This is a genomic window from Klebsiella oxytoca, assembly GCF_009707385.1.
Taxonomy (GTDB): Bacteria; Pseudomonadota; Gammaproteobacteria; order Enterobacterales; family Enterobacteriaceae; genus Klebsiella; species Klebsiella oxytoca_C.
In genome coordinates this window covers 2,730,658-2,757,318 of sequence record NZ_CP046115.1, presented here as the reverse complement: position 1 = coordinate 2,757,318, position 26,661 = coordinate 2,730,658, and the positions used below count along the sequence as shown (strand labels likewise).

Genomic DNA, 26,661 nt, shown 5'->3' with positions numbered 1-26,661 from the left:
TACCAGGGAAGCATTATGAATATTGAAGAGCGCTTAATCGAGCTGGGTATTTCACTTAGTGAGCCAGCGGCACCTAAGTTTTCCTATGTTCCGCTTAAACAGACCGGTAACTTACTTTACTCTTCGGGAAACGACTGCCGGGTCAATGGTGAGTTAATTTATCAGGGCACCCTCGGAAAGGAATTATCGATAGAGCAAGGGCAGGCTGCCGCTCGCCAGTGTATTATCAACATTCTCTCATCCCTGAAGAGCTATCTGGGCGATCTTAATCGGGTTTCCGGCTGTATTAAAATGCTTGGTTTTGTCCAAAGCGCCGATGATTTTAAAGATCAGCCGCTGGTGATGAACAGCGCTTCAGATTTGCTGATAGCGATATTTGGAGAGTCGGGTAAACATGCACGCTCGGCTATTGGCACTAATACATTACCCTTCGATACGCCTGTTGAAATCGAACTGATTGTTGAAATTAAAGATTAATACTAATTAGTATTTTGCATTATTAACCCTCCGGGAATATCTCCGGGCCCTATGACGGCATTATTCTGCATTAAGCAGCATTGTGCCGTGGTTAACATTACAAAAGGATAATATATGTCCAGTCAAGCAAGCCCTCGCCTGAAGCGTTTGCAAATTATGGCATTATTGTTTTTGCTCGTGGCGGGTATTATTAATTTTCTCGACAGAACTTCACTTTCAATTGCTAATACTACCATTCGTGAAGAGATGGGGCTGACGGCAACGGAGATGGGATTGCTGCTGTCGGTATTCTCCTTCGGCTACGCTCTGTGCCAGTTACCGATTGGCATGGTGATGGAGCGTTTCGGCATCAAGAAAGTGTATGGTTTCGGCATCTTTCTGTGGTCTGCGGCCCAGACCGCGCTGGGATTTGTCGGCTCCTTCAGCCAGATGATTGTTGCCCGTATCTTTCTGGGTATAGGGGAGTCACCGCATCTGCCTACCGGCGTTAAAGTCGTCAATGACTGGTACAACATTCGTCAGCGCGGCGTGCCGATGGGGATTGTTAATATGTCGTCCACCCTGGCGCAAGCGCTGGCACCGCCGCTGCTTATCGCCATGATGCTGGCTTTCGGCTGGCGCATGATGTTTATCATCATTGGGGTGAGCGGTATTATTCTTTCAGTTCTCTGGTTTATCTTTTATCGCAATCGCGAAGATGCCGGGCTGTCGGCGGAAGATATCGCGCATCTGGAAGAAGAGACGCCACCCTCCAGCAAAGAAAAGGTGACCCTGAAGGACTGGGCCGGTCTGTTTAAGCAGAAATCTATGTGGGGCATGATCATCGGTTTTAATGGCGTCGGCTACATGGTGTGGTTGTTCCTGACCTGGCTGCCTTCTTATCTGGAAATGTCTCGCGGGTTGAGCCTCGAGAAAACCGGCTGGGTAGCGGCGATTCCGTTCCTGTTCGGCGCTGCCGGGATGCTGGTGAACGGGGCCGTAGCCGACTGGGTAATGAAGCGCGGCGCCGATAAAATGAAAAGCCGCAAATGGATGATCTGTCTGGGACTGCTTTGCGCCGCCGGTTTTACCTTGCCCGCGGCGTACACTGACAGCACGTTTATGGCCGTCGCCTGTATCAGTATGGCCTTATTCTCAATTCATTTTGCCGGTACATCGGCCTGGGGACTGATTCTGGTTTCGGTTCCGTCGCGTCTGGTGACCTCGGTAAGCGGCATTCAGAATTTCGGTGGCTTTATCGGTGGCTCTTTTGCACCGATTATTACCGGTATGATTCTGGATAATACTGGGTCATTTACCCTGGCGCTGGTTGCTTCTTCTATTATTGCGTTTATGGCATCGCTGGTATACTTCTTTATGGTTAATAAACCAATCGTGGATCCAGCAGCACAATAATATTGAGAGTAGGGAATCAGACAACCCACGGTAAGCCTCCAGCATTGCACTGGAGGCTTACTTATATTGCTATTTTCAGTCAGTGCATGGTGGATTAATGTGGCTGTGAAACCAGATAGTTATCCTGCATTTTCTTAAAGTCGGCGTCGCTGAAGCCCAGCTCATTTTTAATATAAGCGCTAACGCTACCGGATATGGCTTTCATGGTCTTTAATGCTTCAACAATAAAGGCTTCGCGAGTATCGATAAGCGTTAGCAAATAATCGAGTACATCCTGATTATCCGTAATCTGGCGATAGGCGGCCATTTTCACGTTGTTGCGTTCCAGGCGATTAGCTCCGGTCAGCATATAGTCGGCAATAATATCCTGCTCGGATACGCCAAGCATGGCGAGTACCAGTAAAGCGCCGTAGCCGGTACGATCTTTGCCGCCGCGGCAGTGCTGGATATTTGGCGCGTTATCCGCATCAAGTAGCACATTTATCACTGCTTTGAAGGCTTTTTTTGACTTCTCGCTGACGACGAAGTTTCGATATTGTTCAATAACCTGGGCGCCGTCGCCGTTAATTAACTCAGCAGGAATATCGTGGATCACGCTTTCTATCAGCGCGCGATCTTCATTGCTGGGTTCAGCGGCAAACTGGGCCGCCAGCTCGGCGGTTTGCGCGGTAGCATCCAGATGAAAGGTTTGACTTTCACCAATATGGCAATTGGGGCTTTTAGCGATTTCATTGGCGCTACGGTAATCAATTATGGTTTTAACACCCAGCGCCTCCAGATAGGCCTGAGCCTGCTGAGTCAGATTATGCAAATGGTTGGAGCGATAGAGAACGCCCCATTTTACCGTTTTCCCGTCTGCGCCGGTATAGCCGCCCATATCGCGGAAATTGTTTATGCCGGATACCGGTAAGGTTCTTTCACCAAATAGCCACGATTGGCCCGCATGCTCAAGTATAAAATAGATACGCTGCTGCGCCTGTAAAGGATCGTCAAAATATACTGTACCGGCTGCCTGCTCGCTAATAAGGTTACGCTCGGTGGTATTGACGTCATTTTCGCGTGTCCAGTACAGCGTGGCGTTGTCTAATGGGACGGAAAAATGAATTTCAAGCTGCGTCTGGTTCTTACGAATAACTGAAAACTGCGGTGTTTCGTTCATACATCATCCCTTAACTTAATTTAAAATTCCCAGCATCGAAAAAATGACACCAATACACATCATGCCGATGATAAGCGCGACGGTATGTTTCCCTTTAAACTTTCTGACCAGGAAGAAAATACCGAGTGCAAACAGCAGGGTGAGTAAGTTAGGAATAACTTTATCAAACATCTCCTGCACTTTTATCGACTGCTCGCCAACGGCAATCACCAGCGGCGTTGATATTTTTACCGTCGTGGCAATCAGTGACCCCAGGACCATCACGCCGACGACGTTCGCGATATTGGAGATGCGCTGAATAATATTTGAATTTTTGGACTGCTCGATTAAATCGACACCCTTGTTATAACCGTAGTGAATAAAGAAGTACTTCGAGCCGACGTTGACGATGTTGAAAAGCAGAAACATCAGTATGGGGCCGATAAGATTTCCCTGGAGGGCAAACGCCGCGCCAATACTGCCGCAGATTGGCAGCCAGGTGAATTTTAACAGGCTGTCTCCCAGGCCCGCAAACGGCCCCATAAGCCCGGCTTTTACCGAAACGACGGCCTCTTTTTCTTCTTCCGACGTCTTTTCTTCCAGCGCTGCGGTAACGCCAAGGATCAGCGCGCCGGTGTTCACCTGCGAGTTGTAAAACTCAAGGTGGCGCTTCATGGCCTTGATACGCGTGGCTTTATCGGCATCGCTATACAGTCGCTCAAGGACCGGGATCATGCAGTGGGCGAAACCAATGGTCTGTAATTTTTCGTAGTTGTAGGAAAAGGACATTGACTGGATATTCCAGAAAATGCGGTTAAGATCCTGTTTTGTCAGTTTTTTGTCCTGGTTGGAATTTTCAACCACACGATAAGAGGCGACGTCGGTCATAAGTCATATCCTTCTTCAGTCTCGGTATCGGACTGTTTCTCTTTTTCCACTGGTGAATTCGCTGCGTTGTTACTATTGCTGTAGGCCATGTCATAAAGCACGGCAAAAGCCAGGGCGATAAAGGTGATTGGAATGATAGGCAGCTTCAGGTAGGTCGTCAGCATGAAGCCCAGCAAGAAGAAGAACCACATCCGGCCTTTTAACAGCATCAAAAGCAGAATACATACGCCGATCGCCGGGATCATTTTGGCGGCTACGCCCATACCGGTCAGAATGCTTTCCGGGATGGCGGCGAGAATTCGGCCCACCAGATCGCCGCCGAAATAGACCGCCAGGAAGCAGGGGACTGCGCGGATCAAGAACCACAGCGGGGTGGAGAAATAGTGGATTTTGAGCAGCTTGCCATAATCACCATCCTGGATAGATTTCTCCGCCCAGACGTTCAGGAAGCTTGCGAAGGAGCGCCAGATAATAAGAAGCTGCTGGCAAAGTATGGACACCGGAACGGCGAGAGCGATACCCGCAGCAATGCCGCCATTAGAGGAAATACCTAATGCGACGCCGATAATTGACCCGGCAATAATGTCGGGCGCGGAATAAGCACCGACGTTACCGATGCCCATCCACATTAATTCCAGCGTGGCGCTGATTGCCAGCCCCTGAACCATATCGCCCATAATGATCCCGGCGACGGTTCCCGTCAGTAGCGGGCGACGCAACATTTGCGGCCCGACGTCGTCCAGTGAGCAAATACCAGCCCAGATGGCGACCAGAATAGCTTCAATTAACATAGAGTTATCCCTGTTTTTTTAAGTTATAAATACATTGACGCTAAATTAACGTCTGCAGGTCAACTACCGGATCCTTTGGCACCATCTGTATTTCCACCGGGATATTTCTGGCGAGAATCGCTTTAAACGCCTGTTCTTCTTCCGGGGTCACGGCGACGGCCCGAGAAAGGCTCTTTCTGCCCTCCTGCATGCGCATACCACCCACGTTGAGCTTGTCGATTTTTACGCCATTTTCTACCAGGGTATTAACGTCAACGCTGTTGGTAAATAGCAGCATGGTGCGTCGTTTAATTTCCGTCTTTTGCAGAATTTCTATGAATTTACGTACGCCGAACACCTGAACTTTTAATTCCGGCGGCGCTGACATCGTTAAAACAGATTGCTGAATTTTATCGTCAGCCACTTTATCGTTGATGATTAACACCTGCTCGATATCGTGATTTTTTACCCATGTGGTAATCACCTGTCCGTGAATAAGACGATCGTCAATTCTTGCAAGATTTATCGGCATAATTATTTCCCCTACAGATCGGTTGATTGTGTGTGTTCTGTCTGTAACATTTCCCCGACGTTAAAACAGCTACCGGGGAACACCTCTTCGATAACGGCGCCAATCTCATTGAGCGGTAAATCGCGATTGCTGAGCACTTCCAGCAGCGTCGGAATATTGAATCCACAATAAAGCAGGATGTCGTCGTACGTCAGAACCAGCTCACTGGCTAAGTTGCAGGGCGACCCTCCCATCATGTCGACAAGAATGACTACGCCGTTACCCTTGTTGACCGTCTTATAGGTATCCAGCAGGGTGGCGCGAACGTCGTTGATGTTGGCCTCCGGCAGCAGTGATATGACTGCGACATTGTGCTGCTTACCGATGAGCATTTCCGCACAGGAAAGCGCGCCTTCAGCAAAGGGACCGTGGCTAACCAGAATGACAGGAATCTCAGTTTGCATGTTTTCTCCCCAGCGGATCGTTAGTTACATTATTACTAAATATTGCTTCGTTGTTAGTAATGCTATTACTTTCAGTCGAGGGAATACACAGGGCAAAAGCCCATTTATCCATTCTGCGAGGGTGATCACTCTTCAGGCATTGATCGCCATATTACGTCTGCGGGATTGCAGGCGTAGCAAGGGTAGGGAGCGGTACGACGGTATCCGTCAGGATTTGTGATTCTGATTGTAAAAACGCTGAGCGCGATTTTTGGTTTGTTTCAGCAGTCGTTCATCGTACTGTTGAATAAAAAGGTTTGTCACCAGCATGTTGATAACCGAAAGCTGAGACATTTTAGAACGGATAGGGATCAGGCGCGATACGCTCTCGCTGGTAATGGTATGCAGCAGAATGGTAGCGAGCGCCGAGATACGGCTTTGGCCCATTTTGGTTATCGCAATTGACGGAACGCCCAGCTGCTGAGCCATAGTAAGCAGCTTGACGCCTTCGAGATTTTCACCCGAGTGGGAGAGGATAATCACCAGATCATTCTCGTCCAGGGTGTTCACTATGCTGTACTGGATACTGTAATCAGCGTGGCAGCTGACATCCTTTTTTATTTTGATCAGCTGATACTCCAGCTCTTTACCCACCAGTCCGCTGCTGCCGGCGCCATAAATAACGATTTTATTGCTTTTTCTGATGAGCTGAATTGCCAGCTCTAATTGTTCTGTGTTGACGATAGCGTGCGTTTCGTCAATTGATGATTTTTCGATCAGCTGAATCTTATGATTGACGCTTTCCGTGGAGTCATCGAGGTTGATATCTTCCTGTAAAACTTTGTCGTTATTGCTGTGACCCGAAGAGGTAATCAGGTCAATTTTAAGATCGCTGAAGCCCTGATAACCGAGTTTATGGCACAGGCGCAGAATGGTGGTGGTACTGACATTATTCGCTTTGGCCAGAGTCTGAATGCTTATGCTCTTCAGCAGAGGTTTATTCGCCAGAATATAGTCGGCGACCAGGCGCTCTTTTGCGGATAAGCCGTTATTAATTTCTCTTAGCTTCAGGTCAAGCATCTGGCCACCATAACAGGAAGACGGTAATTGGGTCTGAGGCTCAGCGGAGCAAAACTCGCCTGAGCGCCAAAGTCGGTTAACCCGATTATCTTCACTCATCCGTCCGGCTCTTTCAACCTTGACGGTAAGGTCAGGTGCGCAATAATTGCTGTTGCCAGGGGCACTTAACTCTCGTGATGACGACCAAAGCTGTCGAGCGTTTTCGGCTGAAGATATCATCTCCATGGGCCTTAATTCACGATCGTACGATTTTTCGCCGGCTACAATCGCATTCCACTTAATATGCTGTCGAATATCTATAAATATGATCCGGTAAAATTATCCGCTAATAAGCAGCTGAGAAAAGAGAAGAGGTCTGCGCGAATGCCTGCGCTGCGGAAGAGTCATTTATAAGCCAGAAAAGTGCCAGCAGGCTGGCACTTATTTCCCCGGTGCTGACGTTATTGTGCGTCGGCAAGCGTTAAAGCGGCCTCTTCCTCCTGAGCGTTTTTACGCTGTTGTTCAAGCTCCAGCGCACCGCGATGAGAAAGGTAGCAGAACAGAATGCAGCAGACGATCCCGCCCATCAGCAGATAGAACCCACCGTGCCAGCCCATTTTATCCACCATTACGCCAAAAAGGCTGGTCCCTAAAGATGCGCCAAAGATGTAGCTCATAAATCCGCGCAGGCCAACCGCTGAACCTACCGCAAAGCTGGGAACAATTTCCATCGTCTGAACGGAAGCCAGAAACTGTGGAACGTAAATCAGACAGCCGACTATCGCGGCGAAAACCGTCACCATTAGCAGAGATTCACTTTTCCAGTAGCCAATCAGGCAGACGAAAATCAGCGCCATACAGATCATGGCTAACGGCATGCGGCGCCCTTTGAATAACTTGTCGGAAAGCCATCCGGCCAGCAGGGTGGAAGGAATGGCCGCCCATTCAAAAAACAGGAAAGCGACGCTCATCTGTTCTTTAGAAAAATGTTTCACCGTCAGCAGATAGATAGGCAGCCAGCTGATCATGCCGAAGCGCACCATATAGACAAACACATCCACAAGGGAGACATACCAGGCGTTTTTGTTACGCAGTACGTAGGTGCAGAAGATCTGGAATGCGCTCATGTTTTCCGGCGCTTTTACGGCTTGTTTGGTCTTCAGCACCACTTTTTCTTCCGGCATCATCTCTTCCAGCGAAGGCAGTCCCTCCTCACGCGGTGAGCCTTTACCAAGCAGCAGTACACTCAGGGCGAAAACCACCGCTACGCAGGCCGGAACAATATAGCTGGCGCTCTGCCAGTGTTCAGTGCCGAGGATAGCAAACGCGGCGCCCACGATCGGAGCCACGATCCCGCCGCCGACGTTGTGCGAAATGTTCCAGAACGCGCCTACACGTCCACGTTCGCGGCGCGGGAACCAGTTAGCAATAGTAATAAAAGAGGGGCCGACGCCCATTCCCTGAAACAGACCGTTCAGAACAACCAGCGCAGCAAAGACCCAGAACGCGGTACTGAATCCTAAACCCACGTTGACGATAGCGCACAGCACCAGGCCGCAGGCCATAAAAACTTTCGGGCTGGCTTTATCCGCGAGGCTACTCATGACGCCTTTGCTGATCCCGTAAGCAATAAGCATGCAGCTGCTGAGTAAGCCTATCTGCGTGGCGCTAAGATCCAGCTGCTCTTTCAGATAAGGCGTGGATAACGTGAAGTTATTGCGCACAATATAGTACGCCAGATAGCCCAGAAATACGCTTAGTAGCGCCTGCATACGGTATCGACCATAGGTTGCCTGAATTTTCTCAGCAGGAACCTTATTTGCCGACGGCCCTTTTTTTAATAATGAAAACATGTCGTCACCTGTATTTTATATTGGTATGAACATCAGGAGTATTCGGCATGAAGAGTGAAATAAGCGGCCATGAAACTCAAGTCGAGGAAATGTGTCAAAATTGACTCAATTTGATGATTTGATGAGTTATTTTTGACTCATTTTGAAGGGCTGAATTACCCTGGAATTAATTTTTCACTGAATTTGTCTCAGGCTTGTGCGGATATTAACAAAATCCCTGATCATTATCTGGTAATCTCTGCCGATATTCCCGGTTAGCGCTAAGAATATTTCTACGTTCGCGATTTTAAATTTGTTGGTCGTCATAAACGGGTAAGTTTTGTCTCAACACTATTTTTTCGATATTGCAATATTTTGAACGGGATCACAAACATGTCTCTTCGTCGAGGTGGAATGCCTGGCAGAACTTTTGCGCTGCTGCTGTTGGCTATGTTGTTCAGGCCCTGTGCCGCGCAAAGCGATGAGCTGGTGATGGCCACCACGTTTTCCCCCAGCGCTACGGCATGGATTATCCAGCGCTGGCAGACGGAGCCGGGGTCGGTGATGATTCGCACGCTCAACCGTACCAGCGCCTCGCTGGAACAGCTGTTGGATACGGCCAATGCGGAAAACGTGGATCTGATCCTGACTTCGTCGCCGATGTTACTCCAGCATCTTCAGGAGCATCAAAAACTGGCGCCGTTCAGCGGTGCGCCGTCTGCGAGCCAACGCCTGGTACCGGAGTCCATCCGTTCTACGTCCGTTGCGGTAGCGATTTCGGGATTCGGTTTGCTGATTAATCGCTCGGCGCTGGCGACGCGGCATCTGCCGTCACCGACGGACTGGGGCGATCTCACCGATCCCAGATATCAGGGAGCGCTGCTGATGAGCAGCCCATCGCGTTCGGATACCAACCATCTGATGGTGGAATCGCTTTTGCAACAAAAAGGCTGGGCGCAGGGCTGGAAAACGTTGTTAGAGAGCGCCGGAAACCTTGTGACAATTTCCTCACGCAGCTTCAGCGTAGCGGATAAAATTAAAAGCGGGCTGGGCGTAGCCGGTCCGGTCATCGATAACTATGCCAATTTACTGCTGAACGATCCGCATCTGGCTTTTACCTACTTTCCGCAGTCGGCCGTTTCGCCCACCTACGTCGCGGTCCTGAAAAACAGCCAGCATGCCAGCGAAGCCCGGCGCTTCATCCGCTATTTACTCAGCCCGGAAGGGCAGCGGATCCTCGCCGATGCCAATACCGGGAAATATCCTGTGACGCCGCTGGCACCGGTAAATCCCCGGGCAGCGCAGCAGGCGGTGCTGATGAATCAACCGCCGCTAAATTACCGGCTGATCCTGAAGCGTCAGCGTCTGGTTCAGCGCATGTTCGATACGGCAATCAGCTTTCGTCTCGCCCAGCTTAAAGATGCCTGGCGCGCTCTGCACAGCACGGAGGCTCGTCTTAAGCATCCGTTGCCCGAAATTCGTGCGCTGTTAACCGCTATACCGGTCGATCCGGCAAGCAGCGAGGATGAAGCCTGGCTGGCGCAGTTCGATAACAAGAGCTTTGCGGAGCAGCAAATGATGAAGTGGCAGCTCTGGTTTCTCAATAACCAGCGTCAGGCAATCAATAAACTGGAAGAACTGAAATGACGGGCCGGTCGATGCTGCAGCGTCTGCGGCAAATCAGTATCAGCAGTAGTTTACGAGGGGCTTTCCTGATGGGGGCGCTGCTGACGCTGATTGTCAGCAGCGTCAGCCTCTATTCCTGGCATGAGCAAAGCTCGCAAATACGCTACTCGCTGGATGAGTATTTTCCCCGAATCCACTCTGCTTTTCTGATTGAAGGTAATCTCAATCTGGTGGTGGATCAGTTAAACGAGTTTCTGCTCGCGCCGAATACCGCGGTGCGCCTGCAGCTGCGCAATCAAATTATTCAGCATCTGGATAAAATAGAGCGGCTGAGCCAGGGAATGCCTCCGGCAGAGCGCCAGCAGCTGGCGGTGATTTTGCAGGACAGTCGCGCGTTGCTGTCGGAACTGGATCGCGTGCTCTACAACATGTTTCTGGTGCGCGAAAAGGTGGGAGAGCTGTCCGCGCGCATTGACTGGCTACATGACGATTTCACCACCGAACTGAATTCACTGGTGCAGGATTTTACCTGGCAGCAGGGCACGCTGCTGGACCAGATTGAAGCCCGACAGGGCGACGCGGCGCAGTACCTGAAACGTTCGCGAGAAGTCCAGAACGAGCAGCAGCAGGTCTACACGCTGGCCCGCATCGAGAATCAAATCGTTGACGACCTGCGCGACAGGCTCAATGAGCTGAAATCCGGAAATGATGACGGCATGTTGGTTGAGACGCATATCCGCTATCTCGAAAACCTGAAAAAAACGGCGGAAGAAAATATCCGCGCTCTGGATGACTGGCCCAGCACGATAACTCTGCGTCAAACCATTGATGAGCTGCTGGAAATTGGCATGGTGAAAAATATGATGCCGAATACCATGCGCGATTATGTTGCCGCGCAAAGCGCGTTAGTGGAGGCCAGCCGCGCCAGAGAGGCGACGCTGGGGCGCTTCAGGACGCTGCTTGAAGTCCAGCTTGGCAGCAGTCACCAGCAAATGCAGATGTTTAATCAGCGTATGGGGCAAATTGTTCGCGTTAGCGGTGGGTTGATTTTGATTGCAACGCTGCTGGCGCTGCTGCTGGCGTGGGGTTTGAACCACTATTTTATTCGCTCGCGGCTGGTTAAACGCTTTACCGCGCTCAATCAGGCGGTGGTACAGATTGGTTTGGGCCAGACGGATGCCACTATTCCGGTTTATGGTCGGGACGAACTGGGGCGTATTGCGGGTTTACTCCGCCATACGCTGGGCCAGCTTAACGCGCAAAAGCAGCAGCTTGAACAGGAGATCGGCGAGCGAAAAACCATTGAGGCCGATCTACGCGCCACCCAGGACGAACTTATTCAGACGGCAAAACTGGCGGTCGTAGGGCAGACGATGACAACGCTGGCGCATGAGATCAACCAGCCGTTGAACGCGCTGTCGATGTATCTTTTTACGGCGGGTCGGGCGATTGAACAAGGACAAACGGAACAGGCGCGAACAACGTTAACGAAGGCGGAGGGGTTAATTAACCGCATTGACGCGATTATCCGCTCCCTGCGCCAGTTTACCCGCCGCGCGGAGCTGGAAACGCCGCTGCATCCGGTTGATCTGCGCCAGGCGTTCACCGTGGCGTGGGAACTGTTGGCGATGCGCCACAAACCACAGCAAGGCACGCTGTTGATACCGGATGAAACCGTCTGGGTTCGTGGTGATGAGGTGCGAGTCCATCAGGTACTGGTGAACGTACTGGCGAACGCGCTCGACGCCTGTCCGACCGCTGCCGAAATTAACGTGAGCTGGCAAAGGCAGGGCGACACGCTAAGCGTGTTGATTGCCGACAACGGACCCGGCTGGCCTGCGGCCTTACTCCCTTCCTTACTGAAGCCGTTTACGACCAGTAAAGCCGTGGGGTTAGGAATTGGGCTGTCGATTTGTGTTTCGCTGATGACGCAGATGGAGGGCATGTTGCGTCTGGCATCCACCTTAACGCGCAATGCCTGCGTGGTGCTGCAATTCAATTTAACGGATGTAAAAGATGTTGAGTAATGAATGTTCGATTCTGCTGATTGATGATGATGCCGATGTGCTCGATGCGTATACCCAGCTGCTTGAACAGGCGGGTTATCAGGTCTGTGCCTGCAATAATCCTTTTGACGCGCGCGAGTGGGTGCAGAAAGACTGGCCCGGCATTGTGCTGAGCGATGTCTGTATGCCCGGCTGCTCCGGCATCGATTTGATGATGCTGTTTCATCAGGATGACGAGCAGCTGCCGATACTGCTTATCACCGGGCATGGTGATGTCCCGATGGCGGTGGAGGCGGTGAAGAAAGGGGCCTGGGATTTTCTGCAAAAGCCAGTCGATCCGGCAAAACTCCTTTCGCTGGTGGACGACGCGTTACGACAGAGGCAGTCGGTCATTGCGCGTCGCCAGTACTGTCAGCAGAAATTGCAGGTTGAGTTAATTGGTCGCAGCCAATGGATAAATCAGTATCGCCAGCGCTTACAGCAACTGGCGGAGACGGATATTGCCGTCTGGTTTTATGGCGAACCGGGAACCGGACGCATGACCGGCGCGCGCTATTTACACCAGTTGGGGCGCAACGCCGAAGGTCCTTTTATCTATTGCGAACTGACTCAGGCTAATGCCCAAAAGCTGAATGAGCTTATTGAGCAGGCGCAGGGCGGGACGCTGGTATTAAGCCATCCGGAGTATCTGAGCCATGGGCAACAGCATCAGCTGGTGCAGCTGCAGAGCCTTGAGAGACGGCCTTTTCGCCTGATTGGTATCGGTAAAGCTTCGCTGATGGAGCTGGCATCCAGCGGCCAGATTGTAGCGGAACTCTACTACTGCTTCGCAATGACGCAAATTGCCTGTCAACCTCTGTCAAAGCGTCCCGATGATATCGAACCGTTGTTCCATCACTATTTACAGAAAACGTGTCTGCGCCTGAATCATCCGGTGCCGGACGTGGATAACACTCTGTTGAAAGGGATGATGCGTCGGGTATGGCCGAACAACGTTCGTGAACTGGCGAATGCCGCCGAATTGTTTGCCGTTGGCGTATTACCGCTCGCGGAAACGGTGAGCCCGCAGATACACGGCGGTGAGCCGACGCCGCTCGATCAACGTGTAGAAGATGTTGAACGTCAAATCATCACCGAAGCGTTGAATATCCACCAGGGGCGCATCAACGAGGTCGCTGAGTATCTGCTCATCCCGCGTAAAAAGCTCTATCTCAGAATGAAAAAATATGGTCTGAGTAAAGAGCACTACAAAGGGGTTTAACAGAAATCGAGGGGAGGGGGATGACTTTGTGGTCATTTCCTCTTTGTGCAAAATGTCTCCGTTTTGATTGACTGACCGACACTCCTGGAAATATTTTCTTTGATTTTTCTTTAATCGTATGACAAATATTATTTGTTCCCTTCGGACTTAGGGTATATAAAATAAAAAAGATTAAGGGCACCCATCAAAATAATAACGTATTAAAAATGATACCTTAAAAAATATATAAATTTCGGTACTACTTTTGATACCTTAAAAGTCACTTCAATAAATCAGGTTATGTGATCGCGGTTAGTGAATTAGCATAGTCGCATTTAATAAAATAGCCAAATAAACACAGTGTTTTTATTACCTGAATCTGGGAGTCTTTTATGTTTCTTTCTTACCACAGTTTATTCCAACCGGACATTCTCCCGTTGGCTGGACATTCCTGCTGGTTACAATCCACGTGTTGATTGGTACTTTGTGGTCGCTGTTGCTTATTTCAGCTACCCGCTATGCTTCTGGTATTCTGAAAAAGCCCGCGGTAGTAAAATGGATGGATCGTACGACCGGATGCCTGTTTCTATTATTTGCCGCGAAGTTGGCGATGAGTCGAAGGTAATAAAGCAGGGGATTTTCCCGCTTAGATGGGGTAGGGAAGAACAGCGCTGAATCCTGAGGAAATATAAGCAGGCAGCCTGTACGATGACGTACAGGCTGTTGACTATGACAGATGTCTCATAAACTATAATTAAGTTCTGATGACATCAATCATTATTTATAAACTTCAGCGTTTGCTTCAAAGTTTGGCCCATGCTCACGAGCAGCAGTAATAACATAGAACTTGCCGCCTTTCTCATCAGCTAATTTTGAAAGCTGGTCATGCAAGTCGGAAGGTGAGGAGAATTCTCCACCGGATGGGCCTACAGAGATGGTTCCCACATGGGTAAGTTTAAAATGATCGACTTCTTCTTTAGTGATCAACTGAGAAGCTGAGGCACCAAATGCAAATGCGGACAACATTAATGCGGCTAATACCTTTTTCATTATTTAATCTCCTCAAAAGAAAGCTCATCATAAGCTTTTTCAGTTTCAGTATAGTTGCCATTTTCAGTATAGCCACAAAATGGCGCTTAACCGGAAAATAAACACATTTCCCCCTTCAATGCTTGATGCTGAAGGCTTTCCGGCGTTCAGTTACTAATGCGTAGCAGGTATAACGATCGCGTGACTGCTGATTTGTCCGGGATAGGGCAAAGTTCAGCAGTCCGCGCTGTGCCAGAAGTGGACGATCTAGAGTAGAAAGCAGCGTCAATTTTCTCTTGAGGCCACCCTTACAATGTGATTTTATATGCTTAATTTAAGCATAAATATTCATTAAAGGGAGTTCCTGCATGTCAATAGAATCGATCGTCCAGGCGCAGTTTGCCGCCTATAATGCTCATGATATTGAAGGGTTTATCACTTGTTTTGCAGATGATTTTAAAGGGTACCGGATGCCCACTGAAACGCCTTCAACGACAGGCAAGGGACCATTACGTGAGTTTTACGTCAATAACCGCTTTAACAATCCAGAGCTGAGGGCTGAACTTATTTCCAGAATCGTATTAGGCAATAAAGTATTCGACCATGAGCTGATATATGGTTTGTCCTCTGAACCACTGGAGAGCGTGGCCGTCTTTGAAGTTAAAAACGAACTTATTACTACGGCATGGTTCTATTTTCCGTAGCCGGGCATAGCCATCATCGTTGATGGCATGTCGATTGTTGATTCTGAAAACGCTGGCTTTGTCACTGTACAATGCATCAGCCAAAGCTGCTTTTGCTCTCATATATGGACGTGTTTCGACAAATCCCCAGAAATCAGTTCACCACAACAGGCACGGCGATAGCATGGCTGCTGAATCTTTAGTGCTCGTTGTTTGCGCGGAACCCAGAGACCGGGTTTAACCATAAACGACCGGACAGTTTCCTTGGACAAATGGATATCGTGAAGTTCTGCGAGTTTTTCATACGCCAGAGTTGGCCCAACGTCGGTATAACGTTCGCGGATTATGTTGAGTGCGTACCGGGCAAGACCTGCGGGGAGCTGGTTATTGCTGGGTTTTCCACGACGACGGTTAGCCATACCAAGTGTCAGACGTTGGTCGATAACATCCTGAATGATTTTAAGTCGGTTAACTTCATCCAAAGTGAAAAACTCCGCTGCATGAGCCGTCATCAGAATCCCTCGATGGAATCTACGTGACAGACATCTTTAATTTAGCCCAGAACGGACATTACAACGTGGCTGTTACACCATTGGTGCGCATAATGTATATTATGTTAAATTGCCTGGGTTTGATCTTAAGTTCCTGTCTACACCAGTCTCCTTAATGAATCAGTAATGCTGGCGTAAGACTATGGTATTCGTGCAAGGATATTAGGCAAAGGCTTCCTGGCGGGACCGATTAAGCCAGGGGAAAGATGATTATCGCAGTACCGTGCCGCGTTTCGCCGAACAGGCGATTGAAGCCAATGAAAAGCTGGTCTCCTTGCTGGGTGAACTGGCGGCAGAGAAAGGAGTTACGTCTGCACAAATCGCTCTGGCATGGCTGCTGGCTGTTCCTATCCGCAATTGAACAACTTCGTGCTTTAGGTGGCTGGCCAGTGACCAGCAAAGTTCCATTAAGATATACCAAGCGGTTTGTTGGGTTAGTAACCAGAGCCCTCCGAATGTACGAAACATTCAGATATGAAGTTAGCTCCCCGAGGAACATACGTTTCGCAAACTAAAACCTACCACTTGCCAGAAGATAATGGTTATGATGACGGCTTCACATTTGAAGGTTTATTCAACTGATAGCGGTATTTCCAGGGGATAATCATCTAAACCCCCTCCCCTTCACTTCATAAAATAACAACGTGAATGGATTGAAAATATTCAGATTCCTACACGATTATTCTTAATGGATGCATTAGGTTTATGAATTCCATTCATAGCGTCTATTTAAGCAGCGTAATTATCTTTAATCGCAACTTCTTTAATCTTGGTCTATCGCGTGAATACTTAATGTGAAATGCGGCAGCAAGTGACTACAGCTGATGGACATCCCCCAGCCTGCGCGGCCGGGCGTCATCGAAGGCTAATTAAATATTCTTATCGAAGAAGACGTTTAACTTTTGCAAAGCCTTGTCAACGTACTCAGGAACCCAATAAGTCTCGATATGGGTAGCACCATCGATCAGGAAGAGTTCTTTGTCCTTCGTACCGGTGGTTTTCGCGAACGCATCTTTAGTCATATAGAGCGTATCCGCTTTTGTACCGGCAATCATCAGCAGCGGTTTATTGATGAGATTGATATGGTCCGTTACGTCAAAGCTCATCAAATCCAGCAGACTGTTGGTGGTGTATTTAAACGTGGAGTTCGGGTGAGAGTGAGTTTTCCAGTAGTACTCGTAGCCCTGGCGATATAAGGCAAAAGGTAATTTAGCAATCTGTTCGTCCGTCAGGTTGGCATCGCCGGAGTAAAGCACTTCTCCTCCGGCTGCTTCCTGAGCACGTGCGTCAGAAGCCTGCTGAAGACGCTGCTGGATAGTATCCAGCTGTGAATCCTGCATACCGTTACGGCGCACAAGGCCTGAATTAAACATGCTGATGGTTGCAATCGATTTAAACCGTTTGTCCGTCTCGGCAGCAACCAGTGAATAGCCGCCGCCACCGCAAATGCCAAGCAGACCGAGGCGGGCGGTATCGACACCAGGATACTGGCTGATGTAGTCAGCCATGCCGTGGATATCCTCGATGCGATTAGCGGGTTTATCCACGCTGCGGGGCATCCCACCGCTAGCGCCCTGATACGCCGCATCGGCGGTAATCGTGATGTAGCCCTGCTCGGCAAGACGCTGAGCATACAACCCGGCGACCTGTTCTTTCACGCCGCCATTAGGATGTGCGACCACCACGGCAGGGTATTTTTTGGCGGGATCGTAGTTAGCAGGGGTATAGACATTCGCAGCAATCTGGATGCCATGCAGATCGTACTTCACCGGATGAATGTTGACCTTACCGTTGATGTTCTCAGTGATGGCACCGTCATAGGCTAGCGTGAAAGGGTTTTGCTTGTAATCAGCCGCATTGACTGAGGTCACTCCGGCCATTGCCGTGAGTAGCATTGCACTAATAAGCGTGAATTTCATGGTCTCTCCCGATGAGTGTCGGCCTGGCTATACAGGAATTTGCAGGCTCAGATTAGGCGGAGAGGACTGTCAACATCGTGACAGGAAAATAACATTTTTGTCAGGAAACAGACTGGGATGGGAACGCATTTCTGACATTGCTGTCAGGTAACCGTCAGCTTTATGTTGGCAATCCGGAGGCAGAATGGTCTCACTTAGATGAGATTCACGTTCAATTTTCAGAGAAAAGGAGCGATCAATGAAAAGCCAGAATGACCCAACAAGGCCACAGCGACGCAAGCTATTGGCCGCCGCCTCGCTGATTCCCCACGTATCGGCGGCGAGCCAATCATCTCATTAAGAGGAAGTCCCGTTATGCGCCTGTTGTTAATCGAAGATGAAGAAAAAACGTCAACCTATCTCAATCGTGCGTTGAGTGAATCCGGATTTATGGTAGATGTCTCTGCAGACGGAGCAGAAGGTCTTCATTACGCGCTGGAGTTCGACTACGACGCGATAATACTGGATGTAATGCTGCCCGGGATGGATGGTTACCGGGTACTTGAAGGTGTGCGAGCAACCAAACAGACGCCGGTGCTGATGCTCTCGGCCCGCGGCTCGGTCGACGAGCGTGTTAAAGGGCTGCGTCTTGGCGCGGATGATTATCTGCCCAAGCCCTTTTCGCTTATTGAACTGGTAGCGCGTATTCAGGCGCTGGTGCGTCGCCGCTCTTCGGATGGCGCGGACATCACTCAGTTGCAAATTCATGATCTACATCTCGACCTGCTGGCTCGCCGCGTATTTCGCGCAGGAACGAGACTGGAGCTGACCGCGAAAGAGTTTTCCCTGTTGAGCCTTCTGGCCCGGCATCAGGGAGAGATTCTGTCAAAGATGATGATAGCTGAGCAGATATGGGACATGAATTTCGACAGCGATGCCAACGTGGTTGAAGTGGCCATTAAACGCCTGCGAGCCAAAGTGGATGCGCCGTTCGACGTCAAACTGTTACATACCGTTCGCGGCATGGGGTATGTCCTCGAAGTCCGGCCCGAATAAATGAAGGGGATAAGCATGCCTAAACGTTCCATCTCCGTTCATCTGGCGCTGATGTTTGCCTTATCCGCGCTGCTGATTGTGTCCGTTATCGGTATCCTGCTCAGAAGCTCCTTGCATGACTCTTTGCAAAAGCAAATGCACAACGAGCTTTTATTCCGGGAATCATTAATGAGCCCGTGGATCACTGCACGAACCTCAGCTGACGGCTGGTCAACGCTTGCCAATAAATTTACCGTATTAACCAATTCTGAAGGTGAGCGCGTTCGCTACTGGATAGTGAGCGATAATCCACGCTTTAGCATGGGGGGTGCCCCGCCGGTGGGCGTTCAGTGGTCTTCATTGCTGGAGGGCTTTAATAAAGTACCCGGGGCATCAGAAGGGGCATGCTCACTGTTTCTGTTAGTGAAAACGATCCCCGCTAACGGTGAAAGACCTGAGCTACGCTATATAGTTGCCATCGACTCCACACCGTACATGGGCACACTGAATGCCTTCACTCGGACGCTGCTTGTCATAGCCGCACTGGGCGTCGTGATTGTCGCCCTGCTGGGACACATCGTATCAAGGATCGGTCTTCGTCCCGTTGGAGCACTTAGTAAAGAGGCCCGGCATCTCGCACCGGGAGACCATGGCCAGCGCCTGAATACCCGCGCTTTGCCCGAAGAACTGCAGCAACTGGCATCATCATTTAATGGCGTGTTAGAGCGTCAGGAAATCGCCTGGCGTCAGCTCGACAGCTTTAATGCCGATGTCGCGCATGAACTCCGTACCCCGCTGACTAACCTTATCGGCCAGACGCAGCTAGGTCTCTCACGCCGACGCTCGCATGATGAACTGGAAGAATTATTGGGTTCCAATCTGGAAGAACTTGAACGTATGACGTCTATCGTTAACGACATGCTGTTCCTGTCCCATGCCCACGCGGGTGAACATGCTTCCCAGCTTACCCAGGTGTCCCTACGAGAAGAAACCCTGAAAACAGCGGAGTATGTGGAACCCTCTTTTGCTGAAAAACAGCTTTCTCTGGATATGGAAGGCGACGTCACCGCGCACATCGACCGGCGACTGTTCCACCGCTCACTGGCAAATTTACTGGAAAATAGCGCAAGACATTCGCCGTCCAATAGCACGATTACGGTTCGCTTAAGCGAAAAAGATCATCAGGCATGTGTTGAAGTTTCTAACCCAGGCGAACCGATAGCGGCAGAGCACTTACACCGGCTTTTCGAGCGCTTTTATCGCGTTGACACCTCCCGGGCCAGGAGTGATACCCATCATGGGCTGGGCCTGTCGATCGTACGCGCCGTCGCCATTATGCACCGGGGAGATGTTTTTGCCCGTAGTGAGAACGGTATCAATACCTTTGGGCTGACGTTTGCTAAACAGCCAGATGCTATGCGTCCAGAAAGACCGATATCAGAAACAAAATCGGGACGCCAGTGCGCCAGACGTGCTGACAAAATTGTCAGAGAGCCGTCAGTCTGATGTCAGGCTAACTGCGCCAGAATACCTGCTAAAACCACTGCTGATTGAAGGAAGAAAACAGTGAGAATAAAAAAAGTATTTAGCGGGTTTCTGGCGATAATAGTCATGGGGCTTCTGGGACAGCCCACGTTCGCCGCAGAGAATTCATCCACACCGTTCCGCACGCTTATTATCTGGTTTTCCCAGCCCGAAGAAATGAAGCCCGATGCCGTAGACGGTTTTTCCGGGGCCAGCGTATTACAAAAATACACGCCGGAGACAGGGAGCACGCAGTTTGTTGCGCAACTGATTCAGAAGCAGACTCTCGGTGACCTGTTTCGCATTGAAACCGCTACCCCCTACCCTCGCCAGCATGATGCACTGTTACGCGTTGCCGAAAAGGAACAGCAAACTAACGCCAGGCCATCACTAAAAACACCTCTGCCCGATCTTAGCGATTACGACACCATTTACGTTGGCTATCCCATCTGGTGGTATACCATGCCAATGGTGATATATAGCCTCTTTGAGCAAAATGACTTTGCCGGTAAAACAGTCATTCCCTTTACCACCCACGGCGGCAGCCGGTTAGCCGATTCCCTGCGACAAATAGCCCGTATGCAGCCGCAGGCCAGATTAGTCACTCGTGCACTCTCGATCTCGCGCAATGATGTTTCAGGTCCTGACGTACCCGTGCAGATTGAGCAATGGGTAAAACAAGTCCAGCCACAGCGTTAAGCCATCGACATGAAGAAAATTTATATTTTCCAGGTCATGCAGGATACGCTGATGGCGTTACTTCTGCTGGTACTGATGGGGTTCCATCTTCACGGTGAAATCGTACATGAATGGGCGGGGATTATTTTTACGCTGCTCATCATGTTGCATTTATACCTTAACCGCCATCGCTTGTGGTCACTGTCGCCGAATATTCCGTTAACGATGCAGATAGTTAACAGGGTCATTAACGCAGTGACTTTCGTTGTCATCCTGACCGCTATTGTCTCTGGCATGATGCTGTCCCGGCATATTCTTCTGGCGCTACCGTTCCACAACCCGGCGAACTGGGTGAGAAAAGTACACATGACGTCGGTCCATTGGGGAATGCTCATTCTGGCGCTGCATATCGGGTTGCACTGGAAAATGCTGGCCACGTTTTTCTGCCGGTTCCTGAACATCTCCGGCGACTCACACGTTGCAAATGTTATTATGCCGGGTGTTTTTTCGCTCATCGCACTACTGGGATTGTACGGATTACTGAGCCAGGACTATCTCGATTATTTGTTGATGAAGGTCGATTTCTCCTTTTTCGATTACGATGAATCTGCCCTTCTTTTTTATCTGCGCTATCTGGCCATTATTGTTTTATTTGCATTAATGACGCGCTTTTTGCTTTGGTCTTTTATTTTTAGAAAATGCAAAGCGGTGTCACCACATAGAGGTTAACTGACAGAATTGTCAGGCTGGCGTCAGTCTGACGACATGTCACACTGATTAGAATCATTGCAGATACTCCCCATCATCGTAGATAAGGACGCTTTGCATGATTAGACATTTACGTTATCTCGGGCTGTTACTGCCCCTCTTCACATTTTCATCCTGGGCAGCGGAGCATAATCCCGCTGTCCATATCGCCCCCGCAGGAAGTCAGAACGCAGTATATGGGCCCGCCGAGAACTTTAGCGGTCGCGTCCGGGTTGATCCTCTCTTCAAGCCAGATAAAGACATCCCTGTATCCGGGGCTTATGTCACCTTTGAACCTGGTGCTCGTTCCGCCTGGCATACACATCCAGCAGGTCAGAGGCTGATTGTGACCTCAGGTGTTGGACTCACCCAACAAGAAGGTCAGCCGGTGCAGGTTATCCGCGCCGGTGACGTTGTCTCTTGCCCGGCTGGCGTCAAACACTGGCATGGGGCAGCCCCCGGCAGTGCGATGACGCATATGGCAATAACCGGGATTGTGGATGGCAAAAACGTTGACTGGATGGAGAAAGTGACCGATGAACAATACCACGCCCATTAAGGCATTAACGGCAGCGCTATTGCTGACCTTTGGTTTTGGTCACTCGGCACATGCTGTGCCCGTCAGTAAAGGAGCCTCAGAAATGAACCACGAACAAACGGTTTCAGATACGTTGTCAGCCCGCCAGCAGGCCATCCCGTTGATTGCGGCATCGATGGCCAGCAGCCAGATGGATAAGCTGAATGCAGCCCTCAATCAGGGACTGGATGCCGGGCTCACGATAAACGAAACCAAAGAGATTCTCGTCCAGCTTTATGCCTACACGGGCTTCCCCCGAAGCCTGAATGCGCTGAGTGAACTGATGAAGGTTGCCGAAGCTCGTAAACAACGTGGCATCGAAGACGTTGAGGGTAAAGAGCCGGTTGCCCCGATCCCTGTTGGGGATGAGCTTCGCCGTGTCGGTACCGCAAACCAGACGAAAATCTCAGGCGCTCTCGTCCAGGGTCCGCTGTTTGATTTTGCCCCGGTCATTAACCAGTTCCTACAAACGCACCTTTTCGGCGACATTTTCGCCCGCGATAACCTCGACTGGCAAAGCCGCGAGCTGGCAACGGTTGGCGCATTAGCGGCCACGCCGGGCGTCGAATCACAACTGCTGTCGCATACGCGAGCCAGCATGCGGGTCGGCCTGACGGCAGCGCAGTTGCGTCAGCTGGCACAGGTTCTGCGTGAACATGGCGAAAGTGATGCAGCAACGCGAGCTGAAAAGGCTCTGCAGCAGGCGCTCGCAAACAATCAGGAGTTTGTTATGGAGCTCGAAGAAGATTAATCGCCGCGCTTGTCGGGCTGACGCTGGCGGACGTCTCCCTGGGCTCGACAGCCACCGGAACCGCAAACGTGCAGGATAAAAGCCGTGTTCTGGTGGCGTACTTTTCCCGCAGCGGAAATACACTAGTCATTGCGGGCGTCATTCACCGTAGCCTGAAAAATAGCGTCGTAGATATCTCACGCTACGAGATCGTGTAGCTCGGATGGGAGGTGGATAATGAGTACTAGAGTATTATGTGAACAATCTCATCTTTTGGAACAAAAAGCTGACCATCAGCTTTTCTCAATTAATGAACACATCTAATAAACCCTAGCTAATTACCCCACCTAATCGAATAAATCACTTTGCGTTATGCTTTTCCTGGACAACAGCTGAAGGATAACGTCATGCAAACTGTAAAACTGAACAACGGTATTGAAATGCCCCTGCTGGGCTTTGGTGTGTTTCAGATATCTGATCCCGCTGAATGCGAAAGAGCCGTTATTGATGCCATCGATACGGGATACCGCCTGATCGATACCGCCGCGTCTTACCAGAATGAAACCCAGGTCGGGAACGCTCTGAAACAGAGCGGTATCGCCCGTAACGAACTTTTTGTAACGACCAAACTGTGGCTACAGGATACCAATTACGAAGGTGCTAAAGCCCAGTTCGAACGTTCTCTGAATCGGCTGCAGCTGGATTACGTTGACCTGTACCTGATTCACCAGCCTTACGGCGATGTCCATGGGGCCTGGCGTGCCATGGAAGAACTGCAGCAGGCAGGCAAAATTCGCGCTATCGGCGTCAGCAACTTCCATCCTGACCGACTGGCCGATCTTATCGCCTTCAACAAAGTGGCCCCTGTGGTAAACCAGATTGAAGTTAACCCCTTCAATCAGCAGCTGCATGCCGTTCCATGGAATCAAAGCCGCGGTATTCAGCCGGAAGCCTGGGCGCCATTTGCTGAGGGTAAAAATGGCCTGTTCCAGCATCCCGTTCTAACGACAATTGGGCAGAAGTACGGCAAAAGCGTGGGCCAGGTTGTGCTGCGCTGGATCTTCCAGCGAGGCATCGTTTCACTGGCGAAATCGGTGCGCAAAGAACGCATGGAAGAGAACATCAATATTCTCGATTTTGAACTCAGCCCTGAAGATATGCTGCAGATTGCCGCCCTCGACACCGCGACCAGCGCCTTCTTCTCACACCGCGACCCGGCGATGGTGGAATGGCTGACTGGCCGCAAACTTGATGTTTAAGTCGCGATAAAAGAGGTATTCATTCAATGCAAAAACGTTATCTGGGTAAATCCCGACTCGAAGTCTCCGCACTTGGGCTCGGCTGCATGGGCTTAAGCCACGGCTACGGCCCGGCGACCGATACCCGACAGGCTATCGAGCTCATTCGCGCTGCGGTTGAACGTGGCGTCACCTTCTTCGATACCGCCGAAGTGTATGGCCCCTTTCTTAATGAAGAGGTGGTCGGTGAAGCCTTAAAACCATTTCGTGACCGCGTGGTCATCGCCACTAAGTTTGGTTTTACTTTTGGCGACGACAACAAGCAGCAGATTTTAAACAGCCGTCCGGAGCATATCCGTGAAGCGGTGGAAGGATCATTACGCCGTCTTAAGACTGATGTCATTGATCTTCTGTACCAACACCGTGTCGACCCGGATGTCCCTATTGAAGATGTTGCGGGAACAGTGAAGGACCTGATCGCTGAAGGCAAAGTTAAACATTTCGGTCTGTCCGAAGCGGGTGCGCAAACCATTCGTCGTGCGCATGCCGTACAATCTGTCACGGCGCTGCAAAGCGAATACTCCATGTGGTGGCGCGAGCCTGAGCAGGAGATCCTGCCGTTACTGGAGGAACTGGGTATTGGTTTTGTGCCCTTCAGCCCATTAGGCAAAGGCTTCCTGACGGGATCGATTAAGCCTGGAACCACTTTTGGGAAAGATGATTATCGCAGTACCGTGCCGCGTTTCGCCGAACAGGCGATTGAAGCCAATGAAAAGCTGGTCTCCTTGCTGGGTGAACTGGCGGCAGAGAAAGGCGTGACGTCTGCGCAAATAGCTCTGGCATGGCTGCTGGCACAAAAGCCGTGGATTGTTCCTATCCCGGGTACCACCAAACGACACCGGCTGGAGGAAAACCTGGGGGCTGCCGACATCATTCTTTCGCAGGCTGACTCTCGGCAGATAACCCAGGCGCTTGAAACCATTAAAATCGTCGGTGAACGTTACTCTCCTGAGCACCAGGCTCGCGTGGGTCGTTAATACCCGAACGGGTCTACGGACCCGTTATTCCTGGTAGCGAAGTGCATCGATCATTAGCGCAAAAGCAGGCGGATGCTGCTTACGGCTAGGGTAGTAAAGATAATATCCGGGGAAAGATGGGCACCAGTCCTGCAAAACCTGAATAAGCTCTCCTGACTTTATATAATCCTGCACCCTATCTTCAGGTATACAGGCAATGCCAAAACCGGATAACGCAGCATCAATCCTTTCCGCCTGCAGATTAAACGTGACCTGCCCTTCCACTCTGACCCGCAACGGTTTCCCTTCCTTCTCAAACTCCCAGTGGTAAAGTCCACCGGCTGTCGGCAGGCGCATATTGATACAGCGATGATTTTGTAGCTCGTGCGGCGTTTCAGGTACAGGGTTTGTAGCGAAATAAGATGGTGCCCCCACTACGGCCATTCTCATGTCCGGCCCTATTCGTACCGCAATCATGTCCTTATCCACGCTTTCGCCCAGGCGGATCCCGGCATCAAAACGCCCCTCAACAATATCGACAAAACCGTTATCAACCACCAGTTCGAGATTAATTTCCGGATATTCCCTGAGGAAGGGTTTTAGCTTCGGCCATACCAGACTTCGCGCGGCATGCTCCCCGGCAGATAAACGGATATTACCTGAGGCGGTGCCGTTCAGTTGAACAAGCGATTCCAGCTCCTGCTCCAGATCGGCAATACGCGGTTCAAGGCAGGCAATAATTCTCTCACCGGCCTCTGTAGGGGCTACGCTTCGGGTCGTGCGCGTCAGAAGGCGGATATTCAGCCTTTCCTCGAGTGTCTTCATCGCGTGGCTGAGTGCAGACTGAGAAACGCCCAGTTTACCCGCTGCTTTGGTAAAACTTCGCTCCCTTGCCACAACAAGAAAGATTTGCAGTTCGTTGAAGTTTTCTTTGAGCATCGGCGATTTCCTTATGATGGAGGAACGCCCTTCATCACACGTTCATGAAGGGGGTTCATAGACACAACCATTTTAGCCCGATTACTGACAATAATAATAATTGATATTCTGACCGTATCGAAAATCAGTCTGAATTATCAGAAGGTTTGTCATGAAAATTCAAAAAATTAACCAATCAACAATCCTGACAATTTTGTCATATCGCGGTCAGCCTTATGACAGCTTAGGTCTGTATATTTGATTTTACAGAGGAGGATAGTTCCCCTGATTCGAGTTCAGTTTCAAACATAGATTTTAAAAGAGGTATTAAATATGAAAGCACTACTTATTACTACATTGGTCATGGGGTTTATTGCAGTGAATGCCGCCTCTGCTGCTCAGGAAATTAACCAGGCTGATGGGAAAGAAAAGATGGGGGTAGTCTCAGCCAGCAATGCCTATACGCTTGATGAGTTATCGGATGTTCTTTCTCGTAAGGCTGATGAGCAAGGAGCAACGTCATTCAAAATTCTGTCAACCACGGGGAATAACCGACTGCACGGGGTTGCTGAAATCTATAAGTAATTATTAGCATCTCGAAAAGGATGTTTAACGGCCCTCTTATAGTGAGCGTCGATCTATGTTCAGAATA

The 26,661-nt window shown here is 50.2% G+C and carries 26 protein-coding genes and 3 pseudogenes; 18 read left to right on the top strand and 11 right to left on the bottom strand.

The window, feature by feature from the left end; all coding sequences use genetic code 11:
* Positions 1-15: 15 nt before the first annotated feature.
* Both GJ746_RS12740 and GJ746_RS12735 read left to right on the top strand, forming a co-directional pair.
* A complete protein-coding gene (locus GJ746_RS12740; RefSeq protein WP_154680532.1) occupies positions 16-477 on the top strand; it encodes a RidA family protein in 462 nt (153 codons plus the stop codon).
* Between the two features lie 114 nt (positions 478-591).
* Positions 592-1,872 carry an MFS transporter gene (locus tag GJ746_RS12735; protein WP_154680531.1) on the top strand — a complete coding sequence of 427 codons (1,281 nt, stop codon included), beginning with the start codon at positions 592-594 and terminating at the stop codon, positions 1,870-1,872.
* Positions 1,873-1,966: 94 nt separating this feature from the next.
* Here GJ746_RS12735 and GJ746_RS12730 read toward each other — a convergent pair whose 3' ends face one another.
* The 7 genes from GJ746_RS12730 to pgtP all read right to left on the bottom strand — a co-directional run bounded on the left by GJ746_RS12730 (position 1,967) and on the right by pgtP (position 8,534).
* The gene (locus GJ746_RS12730) at positions 1,967-3,031 is read right to left on the bottom strand and encodes a tyrosine-protein phosphatase (protein ID WP_154680530.1); all 1,065 of its coding nucleotides are present in this window, start codon (positions 3,029-3,031) and stop codon (positions 1,967-1,969) included.
* A gap of 15 nt (positions 3,032-3,046) precedes the next feature.
* Positions 3,047-3,898 carry a PTS system mannose/fructose/sorbose family transporter subunit IID gene (locus GJ746_RS12725; RefSeq protein ID WP_154680529.1) on the bottom strand — a complete coding sequence of 284 codons (852 nt, stop codon included), beginning with the start codon at positions 3,896-3,898 and terminating at the stop codon, positions 3,047-3,049.
* On the bottom strand, positions 3,895-4,689 hold the full coding sequence (locus GJ746_RS12720; RefSeq protein ID WP_154680528.1) for a PTS mannose/fructose/sorbose/N-acetylgalactosamine transporter subunit IIC: 795 nt from the start codon (positions 4,687-4,689) through the stop codon (positions 3,895-3,897). The genes GJ746_RS12725 and GJ746_RS12720 overlap by 4 nt, the downstream gene beginning before the upstream one ends.
* Before the next feature lie 40 nt (positions 4,690-4,729).
* Positions 4,730-5,200, bottom strand: a complete 471-nt coding sequence (locus GJ746_RS12715; protein ID WP_154680527.1) for a PTS system mannose/fructose/N-acetylgalactosamine-transporter subunit IIB — start codon at positions 5,198-5,200, stop codon at positions 4,730-4,732.
* A gap of 11 nt (positions 5,201-5,211) precedes the next feature.
* Complete coding sequence (locus GJ746_RS12710) at positions 5,212-5,643, bottom strand: PTS sugar transporter subunit IIA (RefSeq protein WP_154680526.1); 432 nt, start codon at positions 5,641-5,643, stop codon at positions 5,212-5,214.
* Positions 5,644-5,850: 207 nt separating this feature from the next.
* Positions 5,851-6,702, bottom strand: coding sequence for a MurR/RpiR family transcriptional regulator (locus tag GJ746_RS12705; protein WP_154680525.1), 852 nt, complete (start codon positions 6,700-6,702; stop codon positions 5,851-5,853).
* Between the two features lie 440 nt (positions 6,703-7,142).
* On the bottom strand, positions 7,143-8,534 hold the full coding sequence (pgtP, locus tag GJ746_RS12700) for a phosphoglycerate transporter PgtP (RefSeq protein WP_154680524.1): 1,392 nt from the start codon (positions 8,532-8,534) through the stop codon (positions 7,143-7,145).
* A 393-nt stretch (positions 8,535-8,927) separates the two neighbouring features.
* Between pgtP and pgtC the strand changes: the two genes are divergently transcribed.
* From pgtC to GJ746_RS12680, 4 genes and pseudogenes are all read left to right on the top strand, one after another.
* Complete coding sequence (gene pgtC, locus GJ746_RS12695; RefSeq protein ID WP_195908862.1) at positions 8,928-10,160, top strand: phosphoglycerate transport regulator PgtC; 1,233 nt, start codon at positions 8,928-8,930, stop codon at positions 10,158-10,160.
* Positions 10,157-12,166 (top strand): two-component system sensor histidine kinase PgtB, encoded by a 2,010-nt coding sequence (gene pgtB, locus GJ746_RS12690; protein ID WP_154680522.1) that lies wholly within the window; start codon positions 10,157-10,159, stop codon positions 12,164-12,166. Before pgtC ends, pgtB begins: the two co-directional genes overlap by 4 nt.
* On the top strand, positions 12,156-13,406 hold the full coding sequence (pgtA, locus tag GJ746_RS12685) for a two-component system response regulator PgtA (RefSeq protein WP_154680521.1): 1,251 nt from the start codon (positions 12,156-12,158) through the stop codon (positions 13,404-13,406). The genes pgtB and pgtA overlap by 11 nt, the downstream gene beginning before the upstream one ends.
* A gap of 358 nt (positions 13,407-13,764) precedes the next feature.
* Positions 13,765-14,010 (top strand): annotated as a pseudogene (locus GJ746_RS12680) (LysE family translocator); the annotation flags it as partial.
* Positions 14,011-14,162: 152 nt separating this feature from the next.
* Here the strand turns inward: GJ746_RS12680 and GJ746_RS12675 are convergent.
* Positions 14,163-14,435 (bottom strand): DUF1471 domain-containing protein, encoded by a 273-nt coding sequence (locus GJ746_RS12675; protein WP_154680520.1) that lies wholly within the window; start codon positions 14,433-14,435, stop codon positions 14,163-14,165.
* A gap of 347 nt (positions 14,436-14,782) precedes the next feature.
* Here GJ746_RS12675 and GJ746_RS12670 point away from each other — a divergent pair, with 347 nt between their 5' ends.
* A complete protein-coding gene (locus GJ746_RS12670; RefSeq protein ID WP_154680519.1) occupies positions 14,783-15,118 on the top strand; it encodes a nuclear transport factor 2 family protein in 336 nt (111 codons plus the stop codon).
* Here the strand turns inward: GJ746_RS12670 and GJ746_RS12665 are convergent.
* A pseudogene (locus tag GJ746_RS12665) lies at positions 15,119-15,609 on the bottom strand (ISNCY family transposase); the annotation flags it as partial.
* A 201-nt stretch (positions 15,610-15,810) separates the two neighbouring features.
* Between GJ746_RS12665 and GJ746_RS12660 the strand changes: the two are divergent.
* Positions 15,811-15,991: pseudogene (locus tag GJ746_RS12660) on the top strand (aldo/keto reductase); the annotation flags it as partial.
* A gap of 526 nt (positions 15,992-16,517) precedes the next feature.
* On the opposite strand, the gene GJ746_RS12655 reads toward GJ746_RS12660, so the two are convergent.
* Positions 16,518-17,543, bottom strand: coding sequence for an alpha/beta hydrolase (locus GJ746_RS12655; protein ID WP_227852806.1), 1,026 nt, complete (start codon positions 17,541-17,543; stop codon positions 16,518-16,520).
* Positions 17,544-17,921: 378 nt separating this feature from the next.
* Between GJ746_RS12655 and GJ746_RS12650 the strand changes: the two genes are divergently transcribed.
* The 9 genes from GJ746_RS12650 (at position 17,922) to GJ746_RS12610 (ending at position 25,112) form a co-directional block, all read left to right on the top strand.
* Positions 17,922-18,602, top strand: coding sequence for a heavy metal response regulator transcription factor (locus tag GJ746_RS12650; RefSeq protein ID WP_154680517.1), 681 nt, complete (start codon positions 17,922-17,924; stop codon positions 18,600-18,602).
* Between the two features lie 15 nt (positions 18,603-18,617).
* Positions 18,618-20,087, top strand: a complete 1,470-nt coding sequence (locus tag GJ746_RS12645; RefSeq protein ID WP_154680516.1) for a heavy metal sensor histidine kinase — start codon at positions 18,618-18,620, stop codon at positions 20,085-20,087.
* A 60-nt stretch (positions 20,088-20,147) separates the two neighbouring features.
* Complete coding sequence (locus tag GJ746_RS12640) at positions 20,148-20,804, top strand: flavodoxin (protein ID WP_154680515.1); 657 nt, start codon at positions 20,148-20,150, stop codon at positions 20,802-20,804.
* A gap of 51 nt (positions 20,805-20,855) precedes the next feature.
* Positions 20,856-21,512, top strand: a complete 657-nt coding sequence (locus tag GJ746_RS12635) for a DUF4405 domain-containing protein (RefSeq protein ID WP_154680514.1) — start codon at positions 20,856-20,858, stop codon at positions 21,510-21,512.
* Between the two features lie 97 nt (positions 21,513-21,609).
* On the top strand, positions 21,610-22,089 hold the full coding sequence (locus tag GJ746_RS12630; protein WP_154680513.1) for a cupin domain-containing protein: 480 nt from the start codon (positions 21,610-21,612) through the stop codon (positions 22,087-22,089).
* Positions 22,067-22,858: a carboxymuconolactone decarboxylase family protein gene (locus tag GJ746_RS12625; protein ID WP_154680512.1), complete on the top strand. Its 792-nt coding sequence runs from the start codon at positions 22,067-22,069 to the stop codon at positions 22,856-22,858. Before GJ746_RS12630 ends, GJ746_RS12625 begins: the two co-directional genes overlap by 23 nt.
* Positions 22,859-22,926: 68 nt before the next feature.
* Positions 22,927-23,055 carry a hypothetical protein gene (locus GJ746_RS25505; protein WP_264766549.1) on the top strand — a complete coding sequence of 43 codons (129 nt, stop codon included), beginning with the start codon at positions 22,927-22,929 and terminating at the stop codon, positions 23,053-23,055.
* A 189-nt stretch (positions 23,056-23,244) separates the two neighbouring features.
* Positions 23,245-24,096, top strand: coding sequence for an aldo/keto reductase (locus tag GJ746_RS12615; protein ID WP_154680511.1), 852 nt, complete (start codon positions 23,245-23,247; stop codon positions 24,094-24,096).
* Between the two features lie 26 nt (positions 24,097-24,122).
* On the top strand, positions 24,123-25,112 hold the full coding sequence (locus GJ746_RS12610) for an aldo/keto reductase (protein WP_154680510.1): 990 nt from the start codon (positions 24,123-24,125) through the stop codon (positions 25,110-25,112).
* A 24-nt stretch (positions 25,113-25,136) separates the two neighbouring features.
* On the opposite strand, the gene GJ746_RS12605 is transcribed toward GJ746_RS12610, so the two are convergent.
* A complete protein-coding gene (locus GJ746_RS12605; RefSeq protein WP_154680509.1) occupies positions 25,137-26,030 on the bottom strand; it encodes a LysR family transcriptional regulator in 894 nt (297 codons plus the stop codon).
* A 312-nt stretch (positions 26,031-26,342) separates the two neighbouring features.
* Between GJ746_RS12605 and GJ746_RS12600 the strand changes: the two genes are divergently transcribed.
* Positions 26,343-26,594, top strand: coding sequence for a DUF1471 domain-containing protein (locus tag GJ746_RS12600; protein ID WP_154680508.1), 252 nt, complete (start codon positions 26,343-26,345; stop codon positions 26,592-26,594).
* The last annotated feature ends 67 nt before the right edge of the window (positions 26,595-26,661 follow it).

Coding starts and splice junctions, on each gene's coding strand:
- GJ746_RS12740 (WP_154680532.1), top strand. CDS start 16: ATGAATATTGAAGAGCGCTTAATCGAGCTGGGTATTTCACTTAGTGAG.
- GJ746_RS12735 (WP_154680531.1), top strand. CDS start 592: ATGTCCAGTCAAGCAAGCCCTCGCCTGAAGCGTTTGCAAATTATGGCA.
- GJ746_RS12730 (WP_154680530.1), bottom strand. CDS start 3,031: ATGAACGAAACACCGCAGTTTTCAGTTATTCGTAAGAACCAGACGCAG.
- GJ746_RS12725 (WP_154680529.1), bottom strand. CDS start 3,898: ATGACCGACGTCGCCTCTTATCGTGTGGTTGAAAATTCCAACCAGGAC.
- GJ746_RS12720 (WP_154680528.1), bottom strand. CDS start 4,689: ATGTTAATTGAAGCTATTCTGGTCGCCATCTGGGCTGGTATTTGCTCA.
- GJ746_RS12715 (WP_154680527.1), bottom strand. CDS start 5,200: ATGCCGATAAATCTTGCAAGAATTGACGATCGTCTTATTCACGGACAG.
- GJ746_RS12710 (WP_154680526.1), bottom strand. CDS start 5,643: ATGCAAACTGAGATTCCTGTCATTCTGGTTAGCCACGGTCCCTTTGCT.
- GJ746_RS12705 (WP_154680525.1), bottom strand. CDS start 6,702: ATGCTTGACCTGAAGCTAAGAGAAATTAATAACGGCTTATCCGCAAAA.
- pgtP (WP_154680524.1), bottom strand. CDS start 8,534: ATGTTTTCATTATTAAAAAAAGGGCCGTCGGCAAATAAGGTTCCTGCT.
- pgtC (WP_195908862.1), top strand. CDS start 8,928: ATGCCTGGCAGAACTTTTGCGCTGCTGCTGTTGGCTATGTTGTTCAGG.
- pgtB (WP_154680522.1), top strand. CDS start 10,157: ATGACGGGCCGGTCGATGCTGCAGCGTCTGCGGCAAATCAGTATCAGC.
- pgtA (WP_154680521.1), top strand. CDS start 12,156: ATGTTGAGTAATGAATGTTCGATTCTGCTGATTGATGATGATGCCGAT.
- GJ746_RS12675 (WP_154680520.1), bottom strand. CDS start 14,435: ATGAAAAAGGTATTAGCCGCATTAATGTTGTCCGCATTTGCATTTGGT.
- GJ746_RS12670 (WP_154680519.1), top strand. CDS start 14,783: ATGTCAATAGAATCGATCGTCCAGGCGCAGTTTGCCGCCTATAATGCT.
- GJ746_RS12655 (WP_227852806.1), bottom strand. CDS start 17,543: ATGCTACTCACGGCAATGGCCGGAGTGACCTCAGTCAATGCGGCTGAT.
- GJ746_RS12650 (WP_154680517.1), top strand. CDS start 17,922: ATGCGCCTGTTGTTAATCGAAGATGAAGAAAAAACGTCAACCTATCTC.
- GJ746_RS12645 (WP_154680516.1), top strand. CDS start 18,618: ATGCCTAAACGTTCCATCTCCGTTCATCTGGCGCTGATGTTTGCCTTA.
- GJ746_RS12635 (WP_154680514.1), top strand. CDS start 20,856: ATGGCGTTACTTCTGCTGGTACTGATGGGGTTCCATCTTCACGGTGAA.
- GJ746_RS12630 (WP_154680513.1), top strand. CDS start 21,610: ATGATTAGACATTTACGTTATCTCGGGCTGTTACTGCCCCTCTTCACA.
- GJ746_RS12625 (WP_154680512.1), top strand. CDS start 22,067: ATGAACAATACCACGCCCATTAAGGCATTAACGGCAGCGCTATTGCTG.
- GJ746_RS12615 (WP_154680511.1), top strand. CDS start 23,245: ATGCAAACTGTAAAACTGAACAACGGTATTGAAATGCCCCTGCTGGGC.
- GJ746_RS12610 (WP_154680510.1), top strand. CDS start 24,123: ATGCAAAAACGTTATCTGGGTAAATCCCGACTCGAAGTCTCCGCACTT.
- GJ746_RS12605 (WP_154680509.1), bottom strand. CDS start 26,030: ATGCTCAAAGAAAACTTCAACGAACTGCAAATCTTTCTTGTTGTGGCA.
- GJ746_RS12600 (WP_154680508.1), top strand. CDS start 26,343: ATGAAAGCACTACTTATTACTACATTGGTCATGGGGTTTATTGCAGTG.